Here is a 24,963-nt window from a genome sequence, read left to right as displayed (position 1 = left end):
ATCCTGGGGGCGCCCCGGCGGACCCGCCCGTCGGGAAACCGGAGGTGTGCCGGTCCAACCGGTGGACCCCTTCACCGGTACGGCGGTGGCCGCCCCGCCCCGCGGCGTACCCTTTCCCGAGTGAATGCCAGCCATCGCACCCCCGCCGACCTGCTGCGATCCGCTCTCGCCACGGATCCCGCCCGCCCTTTGGTCACTTTCTACGACGACGCCACCGGTGAACGTGTCGAATTGTCCGTGGCCACCTTCGCCAATTGGGTGTCCAAGACCGCGAACCTGCTCCAGGGCGATCTCGCGGCGGCGCCCGGCGACCGGCTCGCGCTGCTGCTGCCCGCGCACTGGCAGAGCGCGGTGTGGCTGCTCGCCTGTTCCTCGGTCGGTGTGACCGTCGACATCGGCGGCGACCCGGCCGCCGCCGATCTCGTCGTCAGCGGTCCCGGCCCCGAGTCGCTCGACGCGGCGCGCGCCTGCCGGGGCGAGCGGGTGGCCCTGGCGCTGCGCCCGCTGGGCGGCCGGTTCCCGCGGCCCCCGGAGGGCTTCGTCGACTACGCGGTCGAGGTGCCGGGCCAGGGTGACCGCTTCGCGCCGTACGCACCGGTCGACCCGGACGCGCCCACGCTCGCCGTCGGCGGTACGGAGCTGACCTCGGCCCAACTCGTCACGCGGGCGCGCAAGGACGCCGACGAGCGCGGTCTCACGGCGGGATCCCGGCTGCTGTCGGGCCTCCCGTACGACAGCTGGGAGGGGCTGTCGGCCGGGCTGTTCGCACCGCTCGCGGCGGGCGGGTCCGCCGTACTCTGCCGGCACCTCGGCGAACTGTCCGCCGACCGGCTCGAAAAGCGCGTCGAGAGCGAGCGGGTGACACACCGCGCACTCTGAGCCACCGCACCCACGGGTCCCGGCGGCCCTCACTCCGTGTGGTCATCACCCCGTGTGGTCATCCCCCCACGCGGTCACCACCCCTCGTTGTCATCACCGCCGAACCTCCCCGTAACACACACCGTCACCGCGCGGTACAGGATCGTCGATACCTGCGATTCACAGCGATTCACAGCAACGCACAGCACAACCAAGCGCGGTGTTCGCCCGTCTACCCCAGCAACCGGCGGCCCAGTGCGCCGCCGACGCCTTGAAGGATGGACGCAGACGTGACCGACAGTGCTGGCAGAACGCCGGCCGAACCGGCCGACACCGACAACGACACCGGCAACGGGGTCAGCGACGACAACGATGCCGAAACGCCCGCGTCGGGCCCCGACCGCAAGCGCCACTGGCTGCGTTGGACCGCGCTCGGCACCTCCGTCGTCGTGCTCGCCGTCGCCGGTGCGGGCTGGTGGTTCTACAAGAAGCTCGACGGCAACATCACCACCGACACCGGCGCCGCCGCCGAGCTGCGTACGTACGAGAAGGAACGTCCCACCCCGATCGTGCTGGACGCGAAGAACATCCTGCTCATCGGCTCCGACAGCCGCTCGGGCAAGGGCAACGACAAGTACGGGCGGGACGACACCGGTTCACAGCGATCCGACACCACGATCCTGCTGCATCTCGCCGAGGACGGGCAGAGCGCGACCGGCGTCTCCATACCCCGCGACCTGATGGTCGACATCCCGAGCTGCCGCAAGCCGGACGGGACCCGCAGCACGGCCCAGTTCGCTCAGTTCAACTGGGCGTTCCAGTTCGGTGGCACCGCGTGCACGGTCCGTACGGTCGAGAAGCTCACCGGTATACGCGTCGATCACCACATGGTGGTCGACTTCAATGGTTTCAAGGGCATAGTTGACGCGGTGGACGGTGTCGAGGTCTGCCTCAAGGAACCGGTCGACGACATACAGGCGCAGCTCAGGCTGCCCGCCGGCACCCAGACCCTCGACGGCGAGCAGGCCCTCGGCTTCGTACGCGCGCGTCATGGCATCGGTGACGGCAGCGACACCCAGCGTATGGAGCGGCAGCAGCGGTTCCTCGGCGCCCTGTTCAAGAAGGTGCGGAGCAACGGGGTGCTGCTGAACCCGACCCGGCTCTATCCGGTGCTGGACGCGGCGACGAAGTCCATCACCACCGACCCGGGCCTGAACTCGCTGACCGATCTTTACGATCTGGCGCGCTCGATGCAGAGCGTTCCGGTGGAAAAGGTGCAATTCCTGACCGTTCCCCGGCAGCCGTACCGCGCGGACCGCAACCGCGACGAACTCGTCCAGCCCGCCGCGGGGAATCTCTTCGAGCGGCTGCGCGAGGACGGACCCGTCGCCGTCGAAACGCCGGGCGGTACGGACCGGAAGGGCGCCGGCGCCGGTCCCACCGCCGAACCGGGCACCACCGCCGGTTCGGCTCCCACCGCCGGTTCGACTCCCACGGCCGGTCCGAATCCGGCCACGGGACCGACGGCCACCGCCGGTTCGACCCCGGGCCCCGGGCCCACATTCGAGGGCACCAACGCGGCGGCGGGCCTGTGTGAGTAAGGCAATAACCGAAGAGAGACGTTCGGTCCAGGAAGATTGAGCGGATTGCCCGCTTGTAAATGTCGTGGAATTTGTCACTGGCGTCGTTCGACGCTGAACTGGGCGGATAGTGTGACGCGATCCGGTGCATCGGACCGCGAGGCCCTGCACCGCTGGATCGAAAGACCGAGCGCCTTGGGGGAGGCGCCTCGCGTGGCACCGACGGAGGATTCAAGCAACCGTGGATGCGCAAAGCCGTGGACAGGCGGACGAGATCGACCCCGCCGACCAGTGGGTCCTCAACCCGCAGACGGGTAACTACGAACTGCGACTGGACCACTCCACAGGGCAGCCGCCCTCCTCCCGGCCACGAGGCGCCGGCAGACGTAGCGCTCCGCAACAGGACACCCGGCGAACACCCGCGGCCCGGGACGGAAGTGCCGCGCCGGGCGACGGCGCCCGGACGGGAAGCGGTACGTCCCGCGGCGGCGCGGCCCGCGGCAGCGGCGGCACACGCGCCGACGCCCCCCGGAGCGGTGCCGCGCGCACGGCCTCGGAAGGCCGGGCCGCGGGGCCTCTCGCCGACGTACCCGGGCAGCGCAGCCGCCGCGCGGGCAAGGGCCCGGCGGCCGACACGGCGCCCGCCGCGGCCGGCCGCCGTAAGCGCAAGGCGAAGAAGTCGGGCAGGAAGAAGGTGCTGGTGTGGACCGGCAGCGCGCTGGCGTTCGTGCTCGTCGCCGGTTCCGTCGGCGCGTACGCCTACTACCAGCACCTCAACAGCAACATCGACAAGATCGATGTCGGGAGCGCGGGCAGCGGCGGCTTCAAGAAGGACCAGGCCGTCAACATACTGCTGATCGGTACGGACAAACGGACCGGCTCGGGCAACGAGGGCTACGGCGACGCGGGCAGTGTCGGCCACGCCGACACCACTCTGCTGTTCCATGTCTCCAAGGACCGTTCGAACGCGACGGTGCTCTCCATCCCGCGTGACCTGATCACGGACATCCCGGACTGCGAGACGAAGACGGCGGAGGGCACCAAGGTCATCCCCGGCTCCTCTCAGACCCATTTCAACACCAGCCTCGGTCAGGACGGCCGGGACCCCGGCTGCACGATGCGCACCGTCAAGGAACTGACCGGACTCACGGTCGACCACTTCATGATGGCCGACTTCAACGCGGTCAAGACGCTGTCCACAGCGGTGGGCGGTGTCGAGGTGTGCGTCGACAAGGACGTCGACGACCCGAAGTCGCATCTCAAACTGAGCAAGGGCACCCACACCATCGAGGGCGAGCAGGCCCTCGCGTTCGTCCGTACGCGGCACGCGTTCGGCTTCGGGAGCGACCTGAGCCGGATCGAGACGCAGCAGCAGTTCCTCAGCTCGATGATCCGGAAGATGAAGTCCGGCGACACCCTGACGAACCCCAAGAAGCTGTTCGGTCTGGCGGAGGCCGCGACCAAGGCGCTCACCGTCGACACCGGCATCGGCAGCATCGACAAGCTCAGCGGTCTCGCCAAGGAGCTGGCGAAGGTCGATCCCAAGAACATCACCTTCACCACGCTGCCGGTGGTCGACAATCCGGCGGAGGTCGTCAAGGCCACAGTCGTCGTCAACGAGGCCAAGGCGAAGCCGCTGTTCGCGATGATGCAGAGCGACACCTCGCTCACCGAGGTGAAGCAGCAGGAGAAGGCGGCCAAGAGCAAGCAGGAGGCGCTGCTCAAGGGGCCCAAGGCGGCGCCGGAGGATGTGCGCGTCGACGTGTACAACGGCGGCGGTCCGCAGGGCTCCGCGCAGGAGACCCTGGCCTGGCTCCAGAACGAAGAGGGTGTACCGAAGTCCACCAACAAGGGCAACTCCCCGGGAGCGGATCTGCCCAGGACGAGCCTGGAGTACGCGCCGAACCAGGCCGACCAGGCGCGTGCCCTCGCGGACATGATGGGGCTGCCCGCCGCGGCCCTGAAGCCGGGCACGCAGGACGCCGAGGGGCTGGAAGCGATGACGCTGACGCTCGGGGCGGACTTCAAGGGCGCGGGGGTGCCCATCACCGGACCGGCAAAGGCGCCGGAGGGTGTGCAGAAGGTGGAAGCCGACAAGCAGGTCTGCGCCAAGTGACGCCGGAATTCCGGCTCATACGGACGATCTGACGAGGGGGGTCTGGGTGCGTCAGAGCAGTGTGAGACGGGAAGGGGCGGACGAACACATACCGCACCCCCGCGAGTTGGGCTGGGACGACAGCCTGTACGAGAACGGCACCGGCGGCGCCGACGGCACCGGCGCGGAGGGTGGTACGGCGGGTCCCCGGGGTCCGGGCGACGACGGCACTCCTGACGGCCGCGGTGCCGGACCCGGCAACAGCACCGGCACCGGCACCGGCACCGGCGCCGGCGCCCCGGAGACCCACCGCGAAGGCGGAGCGGCCCCGGACGGAGAAGGTCCGGCGGAAAGCGGCCAGGACCCCGATACCCAGGCCGCCAAGACCCAGCACAAGGCCGGCCGGGGCAAGGGCGGGCGCGGCACCGCCTCACGCCGCCGCGCGAGACGCGGCCCCTGGCGAATACTTCGCTGGGTCGCCGCCGGGCTCGCGCTGCTGCTGCTCGGCACGGCCGGCGCCGGCTATCTCTACTACCGGCATCTCAACGGCAATATCCGCAGCGGCGACCGCAGCAACGGCTCCACCGGTCTCGCCAGGCCCGACGCGAACGCCGCGGGCCAGACCCCGGTGAACATCCTGCTGATCGGCTCCGACAGCCGTGCCAAGGCGGAGAACGTCAAACTGGGCGGCAGCAGGGACACCGCGGGCAACCCGCCCCTCGCGGATGTGCAGATGCTGGTCCATGTCTCCGCCGACCGCAAGAACGCCTCGGTCGTGAGCATCCCCCGTGACACCCGGGTGGACATCCCGGAGTGCAAGGACACCAAGACCGGCAAGGTCTATCCCGCGACCAACGCGATCATCAACGAGACGCTGATGCGCGGCGGCGCCGGCTGCACCCTGAGCACCTGGGAGAAGCTGACCGGTGTCTATATCGACCACTGGATGACGATCGACTTCTCCGGTGTGGTGAGCATGGCCGACGCGATAGGCGGCGTCGAGGTCTGTGTCGAGAACAACGTCTGGGACCGCCCGCTGCCCGGGGTCCCCGGAGGCTCCGGGCTGAAGCTGACGGCGGGCTCGCACCATGTCCAGGGCGAGCAGGCCCTCCAGTGGCTGCGCACCCGCCATGCCTTCGAGAGCGACCTCGGCCGGGCCAGGGCCCAGCACATGTACATGAACTCGATGATCCGCGAGCTGAAGTCGCAGAACGTCTTCACGGACACCATGCGGCTGACCGGTCTGGCGGAGGCCGCGACCAATTCGCTGGAGGTCTCCGAGGAGATCGGTACGGTCAAGAAGCTCTACGACCTGGCCATGCAGCTCAAGAGCGTGCCGACCAACCGCATCACCATGACGACCATGCCGTCGGACGAGGATCCGGAGAACCGGAACCATCTCGTGCCCAAGGAGCCCGACGCCGACAAGGTCTGGACGATGCTCCGCGAGGACGTGGCCTTCGACTCCAACGGCGGCAAGGCCGACGCGCGGAAGAGCGAGAAGCCGGCCCAGCCCGTCTCCGAGGACCCGGCGGCGGCCCCCGCCGAGATCGGTGTGATCGTACGCAACGGCACCGGCAGCGAGCAGCGCAGTGCGGTGCCGCGCCGCGCCGCCGACATCGCCCAGCGGCTCAACGGCAAGGGCTACACACTGGCCCAGGCGGATTCCACGCCCAGCCCGCAGGAGAAGACGACGATCGCCTTCCCCAGCGCGGATCTGGAGGGGGACGCGCAGGCGGTGGCCAAGTCCCTGGGGATTCCGCTGAGTTCGGTGCGGAAGTCGACGGATGTGTCGGGGGTCACCCTGGTGGTGGGCGCGGACTGGCGCGACGGCCTGTCGTATCCGAAGGAGTCCAAGCCCGAGGCGGGCGGCGTACCGGAGTCGGCGGACGCGATCAACGGCTCGAAGAAGGACGCGTGCATGCCGGTGTACGCGCCGTACCGCTTCTGACCGTCGTCCGGAACGTGAGGCGCCGCCCGGTGGATCACCGGGCGGCGCCTCAGCCGGACCCGAACGAGAGGCCCTATGCCTCGACCGTCGGCCGTACGGCGGGGCGGCGGCTGGCGATGACCTTCTTCGCCAGCGAACGCGGGCTGGTCAGAAACCCGTATCCCCACGACATGTGCATCGTGGCCAGCGCCACCGGGATCTGGAGCCTGGCCTTCAGCGGCAGACCCCTGCCCGCGGGCACCGAGCCCGCGGCGATCGCGGCGAGATAGCCGGCCGGGACGACCAGACCCCACGGGGTGAGCACCACGCCGGCCACGATGCCCGCGACGATGGCGCAGACGGCCGTCGGCGGCGCCAGATAGCGCAGATTGATCGAGCCCGAGTGGTAGCGGGCGACGACATGGCGCCAGCGTCCGTAGTCCTTGTACTGCTTGGCGAGCGCCCTGACCGAGGGTCGCGGACGGTATTGCACCCGCAGCTCGGGGGAGAACCAGATCCCGCCGCCGGCCTCACGGATCCGGAAGTTCAGCTCCCAGTCCTGGGCCCGGATGAACTCCTCGTTGTAGCCGCCCTGCCGCTCCAGCGCCTCGCGCCGGAAGACACCCAGATACACGGTTTCGGCGGGCCCCGCCTCGCCTCCGGTGTGGAACGCCGCGTTGCCGACCCCTATTTTCGAGGTCATGGCGGCGGCGACCGCGTTCTCCCAGTCGTTCTCACCCTCGGCGTGCATGATCCCGCCGACGTTCTGCGCGCCCGTCTCCTCCAGCAGCCGGACGGCGGTCGCGATGTAGTTCGGCGAGAGCATGCCATGCCCGTCGACCCGCACCACGACGGGGTGCCTGGACGCCTTGATCGCGGCGTTCAGGGCGGCGGGGGTGCGGCCGGTCGGGTTCGGGACGGTCCGGACGGCGGCCCTCGGGTGGGAGGCGGTCTCCCGGACCAGCTCCGCGGCGATCTCGTCCGTACGGTCCGTGGAGGGCCCGAGCGCGATCACCACCTCCATCTCGCCCTCGTACTCCTGCTCCAGGATGTGCCGGACGGAGTTCCTCAGATGACGTTCCTCGTTGAGCACCGGCATGATCACGGAAACCGCGGGCGGCAGGGCAGGCATGGAGTCTTCTGGGTCCTTCGGGAGACGTCGGTACGGCGATTGATACGGGGGCTGATACGGGGGCTGATACGGCGGCCCACGTTACCGCGAACGGGGGACAGCGACGCGCGCCGCCCGTGCGGTGCGCGTACGGTGCCCGGCGGCGCTGATCGTATGGACATACCGCTGGCACGCAGGAGGCGTGCCACACGCCCGGAAACGACCTGCCGCACGCCCGTGGACGTACCGCGACGCCCGTGAACGTACCGCGACCACGCTCCTCCAGCACCCGCTGCCCTACCACCGCGGAGGTGTCCCCCGTTGACCACGCCACCCCGCTCCCCGCGCCGCCCGCCCCATCCCGTCCCGCCCGTCCCGCCCGTCCGCCGCCGGCCCGTCCCCTGCCCGCCGGTCCCGGAGAGACGGCGCAAGCGGCCCCGCTGGGGGATGCGGGTGACGACGACCCTCTCCGTACTGGTGCTGAGCGCCGGCGGGATCGGCCACGCGGTGGTGAGCAGCCTCGGCACCGGGATCGACCGGGTGGACGCGTTCAAGGACATGAAGAACCGGCCGGACGCGGGCCATGGGATGAACCTCCTGCTCGTCGGCACCGACGGCCGCGACAAGATCACGGAGGACGAGCGGCAGCGGTACCGGCTCGGCGGGGCGCCCTGTCACTGCACCGACACGATCATGCTGGTGCATCTCTCGGCGAACGGGGAGCGCGCGAGCGTCGTGAGCGTGCCGCGCGACAGCTATACGGAGCTGCCCGAGCACATCGACAACACCACCGGCAAGCGGCACCTGCCCCATGTGGTGAAGCTCAACGCGGCCTACACGGAGGGCGGGCCCAATCTGACGGTCCGGACCCTCGAACATATGACAGGCGTGAAGATCAGCCACTATCTGGAGGTCGACTTCACCAGCTTCATGAAGACGGTGGACGCCCTGGGCGGGGTGGAGATCTGTACGCCCAGGGCGCTCCAGGACTCGTACACGGGACTCGATCTGACGCCCGGCACGCACAAGCTGGACGGCGGGCAGGCGTTGCAGTACGTACGGTCCCGGCATATCGACGGCGCGGCCGACCTCGGCAGGATGCGGCGCCAGCAGCGCTTCCTGGCCGCGCTGATCGACCGGGCCACCAGCAGCGGTGTACTGCTGAATCCGGTGAAGTTCCGGGACGTCACCTCGACGATGCTCACCTCGGTCCGGGCGGACGCGGAGTTCGGTACGGAGCAGATGCTCGCCCTCAACGAGGCGATGCGCGGCTTCTCGGCCGCGTCGTCGGAGTTCACCTCCGTACCGCTGGCCGACGCCGGGGCGGGGGTCGCGGTCAAGGGGGTCGGCTCGACGGTGAAATGGGACCCGGTGAAGTCGAAGCGGCTCTTCCGGGCGCTGCGCGAGGACCGGCCGCTGACCACGCTGAACGAGCCGAAGCCCAAGCCGAGGCCGGACGGGGACGGCGCGGACGGCACGGGCGGCGAGCGCGGCCCGGCGGCGGGCGCGAGCCGGCCGCCGGAGCGGGCGCCCGAAGGCGGGCAGGAGCCGGCACCGGTCGAGGTGGAGCCGAAACGGGTCCGGGTGCAGGTCTACAACGGGACACGCAAGGAGGGACTCGCCAGACGGGCCGACAAGGCGCTGCGCGCCACCGGCTTCGACACGACCCGCGTACCGCTCAACGCCCGGAAGCACGATCTGCGGCGGACGGTCGTGCTCTACGACCCGCGCTGGGACCGCTCGGCGAGATCCCTGGCCGCCGCGCTGCCCGGCAGCGAACTGCGCCCGGTGCGGCAGCAGGGCGCGACGCTCAAGGTGACGCTGGGTTCGGACTACCGGGCGGTGACACCGGTACGGGTGGAGAAGCCCGCGAAGGACCACTTCGAGACGGTGACCGGGGACCAGGCCGTCTGCCGTTGAGCCGCCCCCGGGCGGCGCCCTTCGGCACACGGGTCTCAGTCGTCGAAGCCGTCCGCCGCGCGCTTCTCCCGCAGCTCCTTGATCGCCTGCCGCCGGGCCAGCCGGTGCGTACGCCGGATCTGGGCCTCCTGGTAGCGCCGCTTGTCCCGCTCCGTCTCCGGGATCACCGGCGGTACGGGACGGGGCCTGCCGTCCTGGTCGACGGCCGCGAAGACCAGATACGCGCTGCCGACCTGGGTCGCCGGGGTGGACTCGTTCCACCGCTCGGCCAGCACCCGCACCCCGACCTCCATCGAGGACCGGCCCGTCCAGTTCACCTGGGCCTTCACATGCACCAGATCCCCGACCCGCACCGGCTCCAGAAAGACCATCTCGTCCATGGAGGCGGTGACGGCGGGCCCACCGGAGTGCCGCCCCGCGACGGCGCCCGCCGCGTCGTCGACCAGCTTCATGATCACGCCGCCGTGCACCGTGCCCAGCAGATTGGTGTCGCTGCCGGTCATGATGTGGCTGAGCGTGGTCCGGGAGGCGGCGGTGGGCTTGCCCTGTATCCGGGACTCCGGACGGTCGGACTGATCTGTCATGGCCCCACCTTATGCGCAGGTCCGGCGGGGTCCGGGCCCGGTACGCAATGCATCAGCTTGGCAACAGGCCCGACCCGATTTTCCATCTCCCCTGTCTGCGGCACGGCGGCGCCCGGCACACTGGTCCGCATGAATGATTGGCCCGATGGATGGACCGGCGACCGCGACAACCGCGGCGACCGCTACGGGCGCGGCAGTGCGGGCGCACAGCCCGAGGGCGCGCGCGTGATGCCGCATGTGCAGCCTCGTGGCGTCCCCCAGCAGTCGCAGGGGTACGACCGGGGCCCTGAGCCGGGGTACGACAGCGGCTACAACACGGGCCAGGTCTACGGCTCACCGCCCGGGGGCGGCGGCGATCGCAACGGCGGTCCGCCGCCCCCGCCGAGCGGCCCTCCTGCGCCCCGGTACGCCCCCGACTGGCGCCGCCGTATCAAGATCGGCGCGCTGACGCTGGTCGTCGTGGTCCTCGGTGTCTCCATCGGTACCTACTTCTGGGCCGACTCCAAGCTCCAGCGCGAGGTCGATCTCTCCAAGGTCATCGAGCGCCCGGAGGCGGGCGACGGTACGAACTATCTGATCGTCGGCTCGGACAGCCGTGAGGGTATGTCCGCCGAGGAGAAGAAGAAGCTCCACACGGGCTCGGCCGACGGCAAGCGCACCGACTCGATGATGATCCTGCACGACGGGTCGAACGGGCCGACGCTGATCTCGCTGCCGCGTGACTCCAATGTGACGATCCCCTCGTTCCGGGGGTCGGAGTCCGGCAAGATGTTCCCGAACACGGGCCGGCAGACCAAGCTCAACGCGGCCTACGCGGAGGACGGCCCCGAGCTGCTCGTCCGTACCGTCGAGTTCAACACCGGGCTGCACATCGACCACTACGTCGAGATCGGCTTCGCGGGCTTCGCCAATATCGTGGACGCGATCGGCGGGGTGGAGATCGACATCCCGAAGGCGTTCAAGGACGAGAAGTCCGGCGCCGACTTCCAGGCGGGCAAGCAGACCCTGAACGGCGAGCAGTCCCTGGCCTTCGTACGGACGCGGTACGCCTTCGCCAACAGCGATCTGGACCGTACGAAGAACCAGCAGAAGTTCCTCGCGGCGCTCGCCTCGCAGACGGCCACGCCCGGCACGATCCTCAACCCGTTCAAGCTCTACCCGACCATGGGCGCGGGCCTGGACACGCTGATCGTGGACAAGGACATGTCGCTGTGGTCCCTGGGCCAGATGTTCTTCGCGATGAAGGGCGTCACGGGCGGCGACGGCAAGTCCATGAACATGCCGATCTCGGGCAGCACGGGCGGCAATCTCGTCTGGGACAAGGCCAAGGTCAAGGAGCTGGTGAACCAGCTCAACAACGACGAGAAGGTCACGGTCTCCGGCAACTGATGTCCGCACCTGTCTCCGGGGCCGGGCCCGATGTCGACCATGAGCTGATCGAGGCGGCGGCCGAGGCGGCGCGGACGCGCTCCCGGGGCGACAACCACACCATGGCCGCCGCCGCCCGCGCCCGCGACGGCCGCGTCATCACCGCGATGAACGCGTACCACTTCACCGGAGGCCCCTGCGCCGAGCTGGCCGTGCTCGGCGCGGCGGCCGCCCAGGGCGCCTACGACCTCGTCACGATCGTGGCCGTGGGCGACCGTGACCGGGGGGTGGTGCCCCCGTGCGGCCGGTGCCGCCAGGTCCTGCTCGACTACTTCCCGGGACTGAGGGTCATCGTGGCCATGGCCGACGGCCCGCGCGCGGTCCCGGTCGCCGACCTGCTCCCCGAGAGCTACCTCTGGGCGGCCCACCAGCTCGACGAGCCCGACCCCGGATAGCGCGTTCGGGGAGTACCACGACGACCTCCCCCTACGGCAGGTTGCGCGCCATGACGATGCGCTGGATCTGGTTGGTGCCCTCGTAGATCTGGGTGATCTTGGCGTCGCGCATCATGCGCTCCAGCGGGTAGTCGCGGGTGTAGCCGTAACCGCCGAGGAGCTGGACGGCGTCCGTGGTGATCTCCATGGCCGCGTCGGAGGCGAAGCACTTGGCCGCCGCGCCGAAGAAGGTCAGGTCCTCCTTGGCGCTGCCCCCGCTCACCCGCTCCGACCTGGCGGCGGCGGAGTAGGTGAGCTGGCGTGCGGCCTCCAGCTTCATCGCCATGTCGGCGAGCATGAACTGAACGCCCTGGAAGTCGCCGATCGGCTTGCCGAACTGCTTGCGCTCCTGGACATACCCCTTGGCGTGGTCGAGCGCGCCCTGTGCGATTCCGAGCGCCTGGGCCGCGATCGTGATGCGGGTGTGGTCGAGCGTCTTCATGGCGGTGGCGAAGCCGGTGCCCTCGGCGCCGATCAGCCGGTCGGCGGGGATACGGACGTTGTCGAGGTAGACCTCGCGGGTCGGGGAGCCCTTGATACCGAGCTTCTTCTCCGGGGCGCCGAAGGAGACACCCTCGTCCCCCTTCTCCACCACGAACGCGCTGATGCCCTTGGTGCGCTTCTCCGGGTCGGTGACGGCCATCACCGTGTAGTACTCGGAGACACCGGCGTTGGTGATCCAGCGCTTCACACCGTTGAGGACGTAGTGGTCGCCGTCCCGTACGGCCTTGGTCCTCATCCCGCCGGCGTCGGAGCCCGCGTCCGGCTCGGAGAGGCAGTACGAGAACATCGCGTCGCCCTTGGCCAGCGGGCCCAGATACCTCTTCTTCAGGTCATCGCCGCCGGCGAGTATCACGGGCAGCGAGCCGAGCTTGTTCACGGCCGGGATCAGGGACGACGAGGCGCAGACCCGCGCCACCTCCTCGATCACGATCACGGTGGCGAGCGCGTCGGCGCCGGCCCCGCCGTACTCCTCAGGCACATGGACGGCGTGCAGATCCGAGGCGACCAGCGCGTCCAGCGCCTCCTGCGGGAAACGGGCCTCCTCGTCGACCGCGGCGGCGAAGGGCGCGATCTTCGCCTCGGCGAGCGCGCGCACGGACTCGCGGAGCATGTCGTGCTCTTCGGACGGGCGGTACAGGTCGAAATCAGCCGATCCGGCCACGGTCTTTCACTCCCCAAGATGCTAACTACCGTTAAGTAACCCAATTTTAGGGGCCGGACTCCCACAGGCATAGGTGACGTTGCCGACAAGCCCCGGAGCGCGGGAACGGCACGGGGACAGCGCCCCTGCGGAGGTCCCGTGACACGCGGCTATGCTCAGGCCCGCACCCCGCCCGCGTCCCCTGGAGCACCCCATGGCCCTCAAGATCACAGTGATCGGCACCGGTTATCTCGGCGCCACGCACGCCGCGGCCATGGCGGAGCTGGGCTTCGAGGTGCTCGGTCTCGATGTGGTCCCCGAGAAGATCGAGATGCTCTCGGCGGGCCGGGTGCCGATGTACGAACCCGGCCTGGAAGAGCTGCTGCGCAAGCATGTCGCGGGCATCGGGGGATCGACCGGCCGGCTGCGCTTCACCATGGACTGGGCGGAGATCGCGGAGTTCGGCGATGTGCACTTCATCTGTGTGAACACCCCGCAGAAGCACGGCGAGTACGCGTGCGACATGTCGTACGTCGACTCCGCGGTCGACAGCCTCGCCAGGCATCTCGCCAGGCCGGCGCTGGTCGTCGGCAAGTCCACGGTGCCCGTGGGCAGCGCGGAGCGGCTGGCGGCCCGGATCACCGAACTGGCGCCCGCGGGCCGCGAGGTGGAGCTGGCGTGGAACCCGGAGTTCCTGCGCGAGGGCTTCGCCGTACAGGACACCCTGCGCCCGGACCGCATCGTGGCCGGTGTCCGCGGCGAGCACGCGGAGCGGATCCTGCGCGAGGTGTACGCGAAGCCGATCGGACACGGTTCGCCGTTCGTGGTGACGGACTTCCCGACCGCCGAGCTGGTGAAGACCTCCGCGAACTCCTTCCTGGCCACGAAGATCTCGTTCATCAACGCGATGGCGGAGGTCTGCGAGGCGGCCGGCGGCGATGTCGTGAAGCTGGCGGAGGCACTCGGCTACGACGAGCGGATCGGCAGGAAGTTCCTGCGCGCGGGGATCGGCTTCGGCGGGGGGTGTCTGCCGAAGGACATCCGCGCGTTCATGGCGCGCGCGGGCGAACTGGGCGCGGACCAGGCCCTGACCTTCCTGCGCGAGGTCGACTCGATCAATATGCGGCGCCGGCGCGACATGGTGGAGCTGGCCCGGGAGGCCGTGGGCGGCGACTCGTCCTTCCTCGGGAAGCGGGTCGCCGTGCTCGGCGCGACCTTCAAGCCGGACTCCGACGACGTACGGGACTCCCCCGCGCTCAATGTCGCCGGGCAGATCCATCTCCAGGGCGGCCAGGTGACGGTGTACGACCCCAAGGGCATGGAGAACGCGAAGCGGGTCTTCCCGACGCTGGGGTACGCGGACTCCGCGGTGGAGGCGGTGCGGGGCGCGGACGCGGTGCTGCATCTGACGGAGTGGCGCGAGTTCCGCGAGCTGGACCCGGAGGTCCTGGGCGAGGCGGTAACCCGCCGCCTGATCCTGGACGGCCGCAACGCCCTGGACCCGGCCCGCTGGCGCGCGTCAGGCTGGACCTACCGGGCGATGGGCCGCCCCCGGGCGTGACTTTTCCGCCCGGGACCGGCACGTCTCCGCAGCCCGGTTCCGTCCTCAATCGCCGGACGGGCTTGATGTGGACCCGGACCGGACGGGAAGCCGGGGTCCGGGCGGGAGGGGGCCGGGGTCGCAGGAGGTGCGTGTCCGGACACTAAAGCGTGATTTGTGCCGCACACCGAGCCGCACCTAACAAACCGACCCGCACGCGGCGTAAATCATGCCGTCCGGACATGTACCTCCGGAGTGCCCCGGCACCCGCACCACCCACACACCGCACCCGCGCCGCAGGCGCGCACCGCACGCGCCTCGGTAGGGCGCGTCAGGCCGTCGGTTCGCCGTCCAGTTCCTCCAGTGTCGCCCGGGACGGGCCCCGTACGGTCTGGGCGCCGCGTGCCGTGTCCTCCGCCGCGCGCAGTGCGCGCACCGAGTTCTGCCAGGTCAGCTTGGCGAGATCCGCCGTCGACCACTTGCGGGAGAGGAGTTCCGCGATCAGATTCGGATAGCCGGAGACATCGTCCAGGCCCCGCGGGGTGAAGGCCGTACCGTCGAAGTCGCCGCCGATCCCGATGTGGTCGATACCGGCGGTCTCGCGCATATGGTCGAGATGGTCCGCGACCGTCGCCGCCGTCGGGACCGGACGCGGACGCTCCGCCTCGAAGGCCTCATGGATCTTCATGGCCGGGGGCGTGGTGTCGAGCGGATGCAGACCGTGCGCCTCCATGTTCTCGTCCGCCGCCCGGGTCCAGTCCACCGCCGCGGGGAGGATGAACTTCGGTACGAACGTGGCCATCGCGACCCCGCCGTTCGCGGGCAGCAGTTCCAGCACCTCGTCCGGGACATTGCGCGGGTGGTCGCAGATCGCCCGCGCCGACGAGTGCGAGAAGATCACCGGCGCCTCGGTCACGGCCAGCGCGTCCCGCATGGTCGTGACGGCCACATGCGAGAGGTCGACCAGCATGCCGGTCCGGTTCATCTCGCGGACCACCTCACGGCCGAAGGCGGAGAGCCCGCCCACCCCCGGGGCGTCGGTCGCCGAATCCGCCCACGCGTTGTTGTCGTTGTGGGTGAGCGTCATATAGCGGACACCCAGGGTATGGAGGGCGCGCAGGGTCGCGAGGGAGTTGTTGATGGAGTGGCCGCCCTCGGCACCCATGAGCGAGGCGATCCTGCCGTCGCGGCGCGCGCTCTCCATGTCGTCCGCCGTCAGCGCGCGGACCAGATCGCGCGGATGGCGGGCGATCAACCGGCCGACCACATCGATCTGTTCGAGCGTCGCGCTGACCGCGTCGTCACCGGCCATGCCGGACCGTACGTACACGGACCAGAACTGTCCGCCGACACCACCGCGCCGCAGCCGGGGAATGTCCGTGTGCAGCCGCGCCGACTGATCCCCGGCGATGTCGAGCCGGTCCAGGTCGTAGCGGACCTGCTCCCGCAGCGCCCACGGCAGATCGTTGTGCCCGTCCACCACCGGGAATTCGGAGAGCAGTCCGATCGCCTGGGCGAGGAACTCGGCGGCGGCGGGGGCGGTGTCCGGAGAGCCCGGCGCGCTCACGGCGCTCACCGTCCGAACCCGAAGTGCTCCGCGCCCTCGGCCTTGGCCCGCAGCCGCTTGCCCTTCTCCGTCGCCTGTTCGTTCAGCTCCTGCTGGAACTCCCGCATCCGGGCGGTCAGTTCGGGGTCGTGGGCCGCGAGGATACGGGCGGCCAGCAGCCCCGCGTTACGGGCGCCGCCCACCGAGACCGTGGCGACCGGGACCCCGGCCGGCATCTGGACGATGGAGAGCAGCGAGTCCATACCGTCCAGATACTTGAGCGGTACGGGCACACCGATCACCGGCAGCGTGGTCACCGAGGCGAGCATGCCCGGCAGATGGGCGGCGCCGCCCGCGCCCGCGATGATCGCCTTCAGCCCGCGCCCGGCCGCCTGCTCGCCGTACGCGATCATCTCGCGCGGCATCCGGTGGGCGGAGACGACATCGACTTCGTACGGGATCTCGAACTCGTGGAGGGCCTTCGCGGCGGCCTCCATGACGGGCCAGTCGGAGTCCGAGCCCATGACGACGCCGACAAGTGGTCCGGCGAGAGAGGAGGTCATTCGGTGATCGTTCCTCGGAGGTAACCGGCGGCATGGCGGGCGCGCTCCAGCACGTCGTCCAAGTCGTCGCCGTAGGTGTTGACATGCCCCACCTTGCGGCCGGGCTTCACGTCCTTGCCATACATATGGATCTTCAACTGCGGGTCCCGGGCCATACAGTGCAGATAGGCGGCATACATATCGGGATAGTCGCCACCGAGGACATTGCACATGACCGTCCAGGGCGCGCGCGGGCGCGGATCGCCGAGCGGCAGATCCAGCACGGCCCGCACATGGTTGGCGAACTGCGAGGTCATCGCGCCGTCCTGGGTCCAGTGCCCGGAGTTGTGCGGGCGCATCGCCAGTTCATTGACGAGGATGCCGGGCGTCCCGTCCTCGTCACGGGTCTCGAACAGCTCCACCGCGAGATGGCCGACGACTCCCAGCTCGGCGGCGAGCCGCAGGGCGAGCCGCTGGGCCTCGCCCGCCAGCTCGTCGGGCAGACCGGGCGCCGGCGCGATGACCGTGTCACAGACCCCGTCGACCTGCCGCGACTCGACCACGGGGTACGCGACGGCCTGGCCGTGCGGCGAGCGCACGATGTTCGCGGCCAGCTCCCGTACGAAATCGACCTTCTCCTCGGCGAGCACCGGGACCCCGGCCCGGAACGGCTGCTCGGCGTCCTCCTCGGACCGCACGACCCAGACGCCCTTGCCGTCGTAGCCACCGCGCACCGTCTTCAGGACCACGGGAAAGCCGCCCACCTCGGCCGCGAAGGCCGCGACATCCGCCTGATCGGCCACGACGCGGTGGCGCGGGCAGGGGGCGCCCAGCTCGGTGAGACGCGCGCGCATCACGCCCTTGTCCTGGGCGTGCACCAGCGCGTCGGGGCCGGGCCTGACGGGGATGCCGTCCGCCTCCAGGGCACGGAGGTGTTCGATCGGGACATGCTCGTGATCGAAGGTGATCACATCGCAACCGCGTGCGAAGTCACGCAGCGTGTCCAGATCGCGATAGTCGCCGATCACGACTTCGCTCACCACCTGGGCCGCCGAGTCCTGGGGCGTGTCACTGAGGAGCTTGAATCTGAGGCCGAGGGGGATACCCGCCTCGTGGGTCATACGGGCGAGCTGACCGCCGCCGACCATGCCGACTACCGGGAACGTCACGCTCCCAGGGTATCCGCCGTCCACGGGAGCCCGTCCGCCCGCGCCGACCGCCGCCCGGTACGCCCCCTGCCCGCCACCACTACCCACCATCGCCCGTCACACACCGCCACAACCGGTCACGTAACGTCGCGTTTTCCTTCACGTACAGTCGCTCAGGCGGCCGTGAGAGGCGCTGGTTAGCATGGTCGGAACTGACGCCGACCCGGACGGGGCTGAACAGGCATATGAGCGAACGGGGCGCACTCCGCGTGCGACTGGACCGGCTCGTACGCGAGGTGGCCAAGTTCGGCGCGGTGGGCGGCGCGGGTCTGCTGGTCAATCTCCTGGTCTTCAATCTCGTACGGCACACCACCCCCCTGCCCGTGGTCCGGGCCAGCGTCCTGGCCACCGTCGTGGCGATCGCCTTCAACTACGTGGGCTTCCGCTACTTCACCTATCGCGACCGCGACAAGAATCGCCGTACCAAGGAGCTTTCGCTCTTCCTGCTGTTCAGCACGGTCGGTCTGGTGATCGAGAACGGCGTGCTCTACACCGCGACCTACGGATTCGACTGGGACACCCCGCTCCAGAGCAATGTGTTCAAGTTCCTGGGCATCGGTGTCGCCACGCTCTTCCGCTTCTGGTCGTACCGCACCTGGGTGTTCAGGACTCTGCCGGGCACCGGGCGGACCGGTCCCGCGGCCGGGTCGCCCGCGACGGAGACCGCGAACGCGGCGGGCACGGCGAACGCGGCGGACACAGCGAACGCGGCGGACACGGCCCGTGCGCGGGCGCGGGCGCGTCAGCGGACCGGACGGTCCTGATCCTTCTGCGTCTTGCGCGCACCGGCCTCACGGCTCAGGAAGAGCGCGAAGACCGGCGGCTGCTGCTGGAGCAACTCCAGCCGCCCGCCGTCCGCCTCCGCCAGATCGCGCGCCACGGCCAGCCCGATCCCGGTGGAGTTGCGGCCGCTGATGGTCCGCTCGAAGATCCGCGCGCCGAGATCCGCCGGTACGCCGGGGCCCTCGTCGGTCACCTCGATCACGGCCTGGTTGCCGGTGACCCGGGTACGCAGCGCGACCGTACCGCCACCGTGCATCAGTGAGTTCTCGATCAGCGCGGCGAGCACCTGGGCGACCGCGCCCGGGGTGCCGACGGCCCGCATACCCTGCCGTCCCGAGCAGACGATGGCGCGTCCGGCGCTGCGATAGGCCGGGCGCCACTCCTCGATCTGCTGCTTGACGACCTCGTCGAGATCGAAGGCGACGGCCGAGCCGGTACGCGGATCGCGGGCGTTGGTGAGCAGCCGCTCCACCACGTCCGTCAGCCGCTCCACCTGGGTCAGCGCGATCATCGCCTCCTCCTTCACGGTGTCCAGGTCGTCGGTGGCGGAGATCTCCTCCAGCCGCATGGACAGCGCGGTCAGGGGCGTACGGAGCTGGTGCGAGGCGTCCGCGGCGAGCCGCCGCTCGGCGGTGAGCATCCGCGCGATGCGTTCGGCGCTGGAGTCGAGGACATCGGCGACCCGGTCCAGCTCGGGCACCCCGTACCGCTTGTGCCGGGGGCGCGGATCGCCCGACCCCAGGCGCTCCGCCGTCTCCGCGAGATCGGTGAGCGGCGAGGCCAGCTTGTTCGCCTGCCGTACGGCCAGCAGAACGGCGGCGATCACGGCGAGCAGGGCCACCGCGCCGATGATCAGCAGGGTTCTGCCGACCTCCCGGTTGATCGAGGAGCGCGGCTCCTCGACCGTGACGGCCTCGCCCTCCTCGCCGTCGGCGGTGCCGCGGATGACGCTGCCGGTGGGACGGGTGCCGATCTCGACGGGCGCCCGGCCGGGGATCTCGATCCTGGCGTACCGCGTCCGGTCGATCTGCTCGGAGAGGACCTTGGCCGTGATGTTGTCGCCGCCGAGCAGCCGGCTGTCGACGATGCTCGCCAGACGCACCGCCTCGGTCTCCACGCTCTCCTGGGCACTGTTGCTGATCGTGCGGGTCTCGACGATGACGAGCGAGACCCCGAACACGGCGATGACGACGAGCACCACGGCGAGCGTGGAATTGATCAGACGACGGCGCATGGTGCTGCCCTCCGGGCGGGGTGACGCGTTCGACGGCCCGAGACGTCAGTTCTGCCGCAGCGCCTCTTCGGCGCTTCTCGGATCTCTTTCTCAGCTCTTCTCGAACTCGGCTCTGCTCGAACTCAGCTCTTCTCGAAGCGGAAGCCGACGCCCCGCACCGTGGCGATATAGCGCGGGTTCGCCGCGTCGTCGCCGAGTTTCTTGCGCAGCCAGGAGATATGCATGTCGAGGGTCTTGGTCGAGGACCACCAGGTGGTGTCCCAGACCTCGCGCATGAGCTGGTCACGGGTGACGACCCGGCCCGCGTCCCGGACCAGGACCCGCAGCAGGTCGAACTCCTTGGCGGTGAGCTGGAGTTCCTCGTCGCCCATCCAGGCGCGGTGCGACTCGACATCGATCCGTACGCCATGGGTGGCGGGGGCCGGGGCGGAGTCGGCGGCGCCGCGCCGCAGCAGCGCCCGTACCCGGGCGAGCAGTTCGGCGAGCCGGAACGGCTTGGTCACATAGTCGTCGGCGCCGGCGTCCAGTCCGACCACGGTGTCCACCTCGTCGGCACGCGCGGTCAGCACCAGGATGGGTACGGCGTGGCCCTCGGCGCGCAGCCGGCGGGCGACTTCGAGGCCGTCCATACCGGGCAGGCCCAGGTCGAGCACGACCAGATCCACACCGCCCTGGAGTCCGGCGTCCAGCGCGGTCGGGCCGTCTTCGCGGACCTCGACCTCGTAACCCTCCCGGCGCAGGGCGCGGGCCAGCGGCTCCGAGATGGAAGCGTCGTCCTCGGCGAGCAGTACACGGGTCATGTGGTGATGGTAGACCGCACCGGGCGGCCCCCGGGCCGCGCTCGGCGAGGCCTGCGGGTCCAAGGTTCGATCCCATGATCTACCTTCGAATGCAAGTATGTTATTCCATCATTACCTATGATTCACCCCCCAAGTCCCTTCATATACCACCCTGTCCTGTCGTATGGTGGCTGCGCCCATGGAGCACGCCCCGGAAGGAACGACCCATGGCGTCCAGCCTGGCGAAGGACTCACCCAGTCTCCCCACGGGCCCCGAGAAGACCTTCTTCGGCCACCCCCGCGGACTGGCCACCCTCTTCATGACCGAGATGTGGGAGCGCTTCAGCTTCTACGGCATGAGGGCCCTGCTGACCATCTATCTGCTCTCCGGCGGCCCCGACGCGTCGAAGGGGCTCCGGTCCGGCGGGCTCGGGATGGACCTGGCCACGACGACGGCCGTCTACTCCATCTATCTGTCCATGGTGTATCTGCTGGCCCTGCCGGGCGGCTGGCTGGGCGACCGGGTCTGGGGTCCGCGCAGAACGGTCACGATCGCGGCCTGCACGATCATGACCGGCCATCTCGTACTGGCCCTGCCAGGGCCGAAGAGCTTCTTCGCCGGACTGGCGCTGGTGGCACTGGGCTCGGGCCTGCTGAAGGCGAACATCTCCACGATGGTCGGCCATCTCTACGAGGGCACCGACGACCCGCGCAGGGACGGCGGCTTCACCGTCTTCTACATGGGCATCAACATGGGTGCCTTCTTCGCCCCGCTGGTCATCGGCACCGTGGGTGAGAAGTACGACTGGCATCTCGGCTTCGCCCTCGCCGCCGTCGGTATGGGCATCGGCCTGCTGGTCTTCCTGCTCGGTACGCGGCATCTCAGCCCGCGCAGCAGCGTCGTCCCCACCCCGCTCTCCCGCGAGGAACGCGCGACCTGGCTGCGCAGGGGCACGGTCTGGCTGCTGATCGCCGCGGTGTTCTACGGTGTCGCCGGCCTCAGCGGCCACTTCACCCTGAACTGGGCGATGGTCCCGCTGACGCTCGCCGGGGTCGCCATCCCGGCCGGGGTGCTGATCCGGATCAAACGGGACAAGGAGCTGACCCCGGCCGAACAGACCAGGATGTCCGGATACATCTGGTTCTTCGTCGCCGCCGCCGTCTTCTGGATGATCTACGACCAGGGCGGCTCCACGGTCCAGGCGTTCGGTACGACGAAGGCGGACGGCCAACTCTTCGGGCTGACGTTCCCGACCTCCTGGTACCAGTCGCTCAACCCGGTCTTCATCATGGCGCTGGCACCGGTCGCCGCCTGGTTCTGGCTCTGGCTGAACCGCGGGGGCCAGGAGCCCAGCACGGTGGCCAAGTTCGCCGCCGGGCTGTTCTTCGTCGGTGTCTCGTTCTTCTTCTTCCTGGTCCCGCTGGTGATGTCCGGCGACGGCACGCCGGTCAGCCCGATGTGGCTGGTGGGCATCTATCTGATCCAGACGGTCGGGGAACTGTGCGTCTCGCCGGTGGGTCTGTCGGTGACGACGAAGATGGCGCCGGTGAAGTACGCGAGCCAGATGATGGGGGTCTGGTTCCTGGCGGTCACCGCGGGCGACTCGGTCACCGGGATGCTCTCCATCGCCGGAGTCGATCTGAGCCGCGCGGGGGTGGTGGGCCTGGAGGCGGTGCTCGCCGTCGCGGCGGGGTGCGCGGTCTTCCTGTACCGCGGGAAGGTGCGGGCCCTGATGGGCGACATCCACTGAGCCGCCCGCGGGGGACGAGCGAGATGACGGCGCCGCGCCCCCGGAAGTGCGGCGGCACCGACGTACGCGAGTTCACATACGTTCACACGTTTGCGTATGCTTACACGCTTTTATGCGCGTCTGCGCGCTTTGCGGCACGTATACGCGCGTTACGTCGGCGGCGCGGCCAGCTCCGCCCAGACCGTCTTGCCGACGGCGCCCGGCGTCCTGATCACACCCCAGTCGAGACAGAGCCGCTGGACGATGAACATGCCATGGCCTCCGGGCCGTCCCGCGCGGTGCGGGGTGCGGGGCGCCGGCTGTCCCGCACCGCGGTCCGTGACCTCCAGCCGCAGCACCTTGCCGCTGTAGGTGACCCGTAGCATCTCGGGCCCCTCCGCGTGCAGACAGGCGTTGGTGACCAGCTCGGAGACGACGAGCAGCACGTCCTCCGCCGCCGCCCGCCGGTCCGCGGCCGACGCGGGGAGCCATCCCCAGTCGTGGAGCGCCTGGCGGGTGAAGTCGCGCGACAGCGGAACGACACCGCTGGCGCCGGAGAGCGCGAGCGTTCGCACCCGTACGTCGGACGGCACGGAAGGCTGTTCCGCGTCCGACTCGGGGCCGAAGTCGCCCGGCCGAGGCTGCCGGGTGGTGCTCATCAGCGCTTCACCTCACCGATTCACCAATTCACGAGTTCATACATACAGTGCGAGATTCCTGTGCGGGCCCGCCGGGGGTCTTCTGCCCCTCCGAATCGTGACAACACCCACTTCTCGCCACGGAAACCGTGGCGCGGATGACAGGACACGGGTAACAGGAGGAGCGCGTGAGCCGGAAGAGGCGCCCCGGGCAGGGCCCGGCCGGCCCGGTCGGTCGGCCGGAACGGCCGGATCGGTCAGGTCAGGGCGTCCTCGATCGAGTCGTGGACGGTGAACACCGCGTCCGCGCCGGTGATCTCGAAGACACGCGCCACGGCGGGCAGCATGCTGACCAGATGGACCCCTCCCCCGGCGGCCTCCGCCTTGAGACGGGCACCGAGCAGCACATTGAGTCCGGTGGAGTCACAGAACTCAAGCTGGGAGCAATCGATCACCAGGCGTGCCTGGCCCCGTTCGAGGGCGTCGTCGAGAGGCGTCTGCAACAGTTCGGCCGTGTGGTGATCGAGCTCACCGGCCACTGTCACTATCTCGCTCCGGCCCTCGGCCCGAACCCCGATCCGGAGTCGGCCCCGGTTCGCGCTACCGACCGTCTGGCGGTCCATGTCCGTCCTCTTCGCCTTGTCGGATGCCGTCTGTCAGATGCCATCGCCGGTCGAACATTACGCCTTTCACACGTTACCCGGTACTCCAAGTCCCCAGCATTACGGGCAAACAGCGCAATTTACACTTGCAACGACCCCTGGTGAACCGGTATGGCTGGAAGAGACACACCCGACACGGCCGGCTTGGAGGCGCCGCACACCGCTTCGAACACGCACTGGCGTCGGCAGCCATATGCCGAGAACGATGGAGGAGACCATGTCACCCCCGCCCCCCACCCATCGGGCCACGGCTCCCGAAGTCCCGGAGAGCCTGGCGGACCCGACAGACTCAGCGCACCCGACAGACTCAACGGACCCGGCGGACCTGGAAGGCCTGGACGGCCTGGCGGATCTGCCCGAGATCCCGCCCTTCGCCGAAGTCGGGGCCATGGACGCACGGGCCCTGTCGAAGACGCTCTTCGCCCGGCTGGAGTCCCTCGAAGAGGGCACGTACGAGCACGCGTACGTCCGCAACACCCTGGTCGAACTGAATCTCGCCCTGGTGAAGTTCGCCGCCTCCCGGTTCCGCACCCGCAGCGAACCGATGGAGGACATCATCCAGGTCGGCACGATCGGCCTGATCAAGGCCATCGACCGGTTCGAGCTGAGCCGCGGTGTCGAGTTCCCGACCTTCGCGATGCCGACCGTCGTCGGCGAGATCAAGCGCTTCTTCCGCGACACGTCGTGGTCGGTACGTGTCCCGCGCAGACTCCAGGAGCTCCGGCTCGACCTCGCGAGAGCGGGCGACGAACTGGCGCAGCGGCTCGACCGCGCGCCCACCGTCGGTGAACTCGCCCAGCGCCTCGGCATCTCCGAGGAAGAGGTCGTCGAGGGCATGACGGCGAGCAACGCCTACACCGCGAGTTCACTGGACGCGCAGCCCGAGGAGAACGACAGCGAGGGTTCGCTCGCGGACCGGATCGGCTACGAGGACCACGGGCTCGAAGGCATCGAGTACATCGAGTCGCTCAAGCCGCTGATCGCGGGCCTTCCGCAACGGGACCGTAAAATTCTCTCCCTGCGCTTCGTCGCCAATATGACGCAGTCGGAGATCGGCGAGGAACTCGGCATCTCCCAGATGCATGTGTCCCGGCTGCTCTCCCGCACCCTCACCAGGCTCAGAAAGGGTCTGACGCTGGAGGAGTAGCGCCCGCCTGCGGCCACGGCCGCCGCGTCCCCGTCCCCGGAAGGGCCCGCCCGCGCACAGGGCGGGCCCT

The 24,963-nt window shown here is 69.6% G+C and carries 21 protein-coding genes; 11 read left to right on the top strand and 10 right to left on the bottom strand.

Annotation, left to right across the window (positions count from 1 at the left end):
- Positions 1 to 120 precede the first annotated feature (120 nt).
- The 4 genes from OG214_RS24565 (at position 121) to OG214_RS24550 (ending at position 6,484) form a co-directional block, all read left to right on the top strand.
- Positions 121 to 879 (top strand): TIGR03089 family protein, encoded by a 759-nt coding sequence (locus OG214_RS24565; RefSeq protein WP_405985974.1) that lies wholly within the window; start codon positions 121 to 123, stop codon positions 877 to 879.
- A 257-nt stretch (positions 880 to 1,136) separates the two neighbouring features.
- A complete protein-coding gene (locus tag OG214_RS24560; RefSeq protein WP_363080251.1) occupies positions 1,137 to 2,459 on the top strand; it encodes an LCP family protein in 1,323 nt (440 codons plus the stop codon).
- A 220-nt stretch (positions 2,460 to 2,679) separates the two neighbouring features.
- Positions 2,680 to 4,554 carry an LCP family protein gene (locus OG214_RS24555; RefSeq protein ID WP_405985973.1) on the top strand — a complete coding sequence of 625 codons (1,875 nt, stop codon included), beginning with the start codon at positions 2,680 to 2,682 and terminating at the stop codon, positions 4,552 to 4,554.
- Positions 4,555 to 4,600: 46 nt separating this feature from the next.
- Entirely contained in the window at positions 4,601 to 6,484 is a 1,884-nt protein-coding gene (locus tag OG214_RS24550) for an LCP family protein (protein ID WP_405985972.1), read from the top strand.
- Between the two features lie 73 nt (positions 6,485 to 6,557).
- On the opposite strand, the gene OG214_RS24545 is transcribed toward OG214_RS24550, so the two are convergent.
- Positions 6,558 to 7,595, bottom strand: coding sequence for a glycosyltransferase family 2 protein (locus tag OG214_RS24545; protein ID WP_363080254.1), 1,038 nt, complete (start codon positions 7,593 to 7,595; stop codon positions 6,558 to 6,560).
- Between the two features lie 426 nt (positions 7,596 to 8,021).
- Here OG214_RS24545 and OG214_RS24540 point away from each other — a divergent pair, with 426 nt between their 5' ends.
- Positions 8,022 to 9,494, top strand: coding sequence for an LCP family protein (locus OG214_RS24540; protein ID WP_405987606.1), 1,473 nt, complete (start codon positions 8,022 to 8,024; stop codon positions 9,492 to 9,494).
- A 35-nt stretch (positions 9,495 to 9,529) separates the two neighbouring features.
- On the opposite strand, the gene OG214_RS24535 is transcribed toward OG214_RS24540, so the two are convergent.
- A complete protein-coding gene (locus tag OG214_RS24535; RefSeq protein WP_363080255.1) occupies positions 9,530 to 10,078 on the bottom strand; it encodes an acyl-CoA thioesterase in 549 nt (182 codons plus the stop codon).
- Positions 10,079 to 10,207: 129 nt separating this feature from the next.
- Here OG214_RS24535 and OG214_RS24530 point away from each other — a divergent pair, with 129 nt between their 5' ends.
- Together OG214_RS24530 and OG214_RS24525 are read left to right on the top strand one after the other, a co-directional pair.
- On the top strand, positions 10,208 to 11,467 hold the full coding sequence (locus OG214_RS24530; RefSeq protein WP_405985971.1) for an LCP family protein: 1,260 nt from the start codon (positions 10,208 to 10,210) through the stop codon (positions 11,465 to 11,467).
- Complete coding sequence (locus OG214_RS24525; RefSeq protein ID WP_405985970.1) at positions 11,467 to 11,901, top strand: cytidine deaminase; 435 nt, start codon at positions 11,467 to 11,469, stop codon at positions 11,899 to 11,901. Before OG214_RS24530 ends, OG214_RS24525 begins: the two co-directional genes overlap by 1 nt.
- Positions 11,902 to 11,932: 31 nt before the next feature.
- On the opposite strand, the gene OG214_RS24520 is transcribed toward OG214_RS24525, so the two are convergent.
- Positions 11,933 to 13,105, bottom strand: a complete 1,173-nt coding sequence (locus OG214_RS24520; RefSeq protein WP_363080258.1) for an acyl-CoA dehydrogenase — start codon at positions 13,103 to 13,105, stop codon at positions 11,933 to 11,935.
- Between the two features lie 193 nt (positions 13,106 to 13,298).
- On the opposite strand from OG214_RS24520, the gene OG214_RS24515 reads away from it, so the two are divergent.
- Complete coding sequence (locus OG214_RS24515; protein ID WP_405985969.1) at positions 13,299 to 14,645, top strand: UDP-glucose dehydrogenase family protein; 1,347 nt, start codon at positions 13,299 to 13,301, stop codon at positions 14,643 to 14,645.
- 310 nt (positions 14,646 to 14,955) lie between these two features.
- Here the strand turns inward: OG214_RS24515 and OG214_RS24510 are convergent, their stop codons facing one another.
- The 3 genes from OG214_RS24510 to OG214_RS24500 all read right to left on the bottom strand — a co-directional run bounded on the left by OG214_RS24510 (position 14,956) and on the right by OG214_RS24500 (position 17,881).
- Positions 14,956 to 16,131: a dipeptidase gene (locus tag OG214_RS24510; protein WP_405987605.1), complete on the bottom strand. Its 1,176-nt coding sequence runs from the start codon at positions 16,129 to 16,131 to the stop codon at positions 14,956 to 14,958.
- Between the two features lie 65 nt (positions 16,132 to 16,196).
- Positions 16,197 to 16,733, bottom strand: a complete 537-nt coding sequence (purE, locus tag OG214_RS24505; RefSeq protein WP_363079484.1) for a 5-(carboxyamino)imidazole ribonucleotide mutase — start codon at positions 16,731 to 16,733, stop codon at positions 16,197 to 16,199.
- On the bottom strand, positions 16,730 to 17,881 hold the full coding sequence (locus OG214_RS24500) for a 5-(carboxyamino)imidazole ribonucleotide synthase (protein ID WP_405985968.1): 1,152 nt from the start codon (positions 17,879 to 17,881) through the stop codon (positions 16,730 to 16,732). The genes purE and OG214_RS24500 overlap by 4 nt, the downstream gene beginning before the upstream one ends.
- A 224-nt stretch (positions 17,882 to 18,105) precedes the next feature.
- Here OG214_RS24500 and OG214_RS24495 point away from each other — a divergent pair, with 224 nt between their 5' ends.
- Positions 18,106 to 18,684 (top strand): GtrA family protein, encoded by a 579-nt coding sequence (locus OG214_RS24495; RefSeq protein ID WP_405985967.1) that lies wholly within the window; start codon positions 18,106 to 18,108, stop codon positions 18,682 to 18,684.
- Here OG214_RS24495 and OG214_RS24490 read toward each other — a convergent pair.
- A complete protein-coding gene (locus OG214_RS24490) occupies positions 18,663 to 19,937 on the bottom strand; it encodes an ATP-binding protein (RefSeq protein ID WP_363079481.1) in 1,275 nt (424 codons plus the stop codon). The genes OG214_RS24495 and OG214_RS24490 overlap by 22 nt on opposite strands.
- A 122-nt stretch (positions 19,938 to 20,059) precedes the next feature.
- Positions 20,060 to 20,737: a response regulator transcription factor gene (locus OG214_RS24485; RefSeq protein WP_363079480.1), complete on the bottom strand. Its 678-nt coding sequence runs from the start codon at positions 20,735 to 20,737 to the stop codon at positions 20,060 to 20,062.
- A 206-nt stretch (positions 20,738 to 20,943) separates the two neighbouring features.
- On the opposite strand from OG214_RS24485, the gene OG214_RS24480 reads away from it, so the two are divergent.
- Positions 20,944 to 22,467 (top strand): peptide MFS transporter, encoded by a 1,524-nt coding sequence (locus tag OG214_RS24480; protein WP_405985966.1) that lies wholly within the window; start codon positions 20,944 to 20,946, stop codon positions 22,465 to 22,467.
- 149 nt (positions 22,468 to 22,616) lie between these two features.
- On the opposite strand, the gene OG214_RS24475 is transcribed toward OG214_RS24480, so the two are convergent.
- Together OG214_RS24475 and OG214_RS24470 are read right to left on the bottom strand one after the other, a co-directional pair.
- Complete coding sequence (locus OG214_RS24475) at positions 22,617 to 23,105, bottom strand: ATP-binding protein (RefSeq protein WP_363079478.1); 489 nt, start codon at positions 23,103 to 23,105, stop codon at positions 22,617 to 22,619.
- A 236-nt stretch (positions 23,106 to 23,341) separates the two neighbouring features.
- Complete coding sequence (locus OG214_RS24470) at positions 23,342 to 23,707, bottom strand: STAS domain-containing protein (protein ID WP_405985965.1); 366 nt, start codon at positions 23,705 to 23,707, stop codon at positions 23,342 to 23,344.
- A gap of 244 nt (positions 23,708 to 23,951) precedes the next feature.
- Here OG214_RS24470 and OG214_RS24465 point away from each other — a divergent pair, with 244 nt between their 5' ends.
- The gene (locus OG214_RS24465; RefSeq protein WP_405985964.1) at positions 23,952 to 24,893 is read left to right on the top strand and encodes an RNA polymerase sigma factor SigF; all 942 of its coding nucleotides are present in this window, start codon (positions 23,952 to 23,954) and stop codon (positions 24,891 to 24,893) included.
- Positions 24,894 to 24,963: the final 70 nt, after the last annotated feature.

It is taken from the genome of Streptomyces sp. NBC_00872 (assembly GCF_045161915.1).
Lineage (GTDB): Bacteria > Actinomycetota > Actinomycetes > Streptomycetales > Streptomycetaceae > Streptomyces.
The sequence above is the reverse complement of the archived record's forward strand: the minus strand, read 5'-3'. Positions and strand labels throughout refer to the sequence as shown.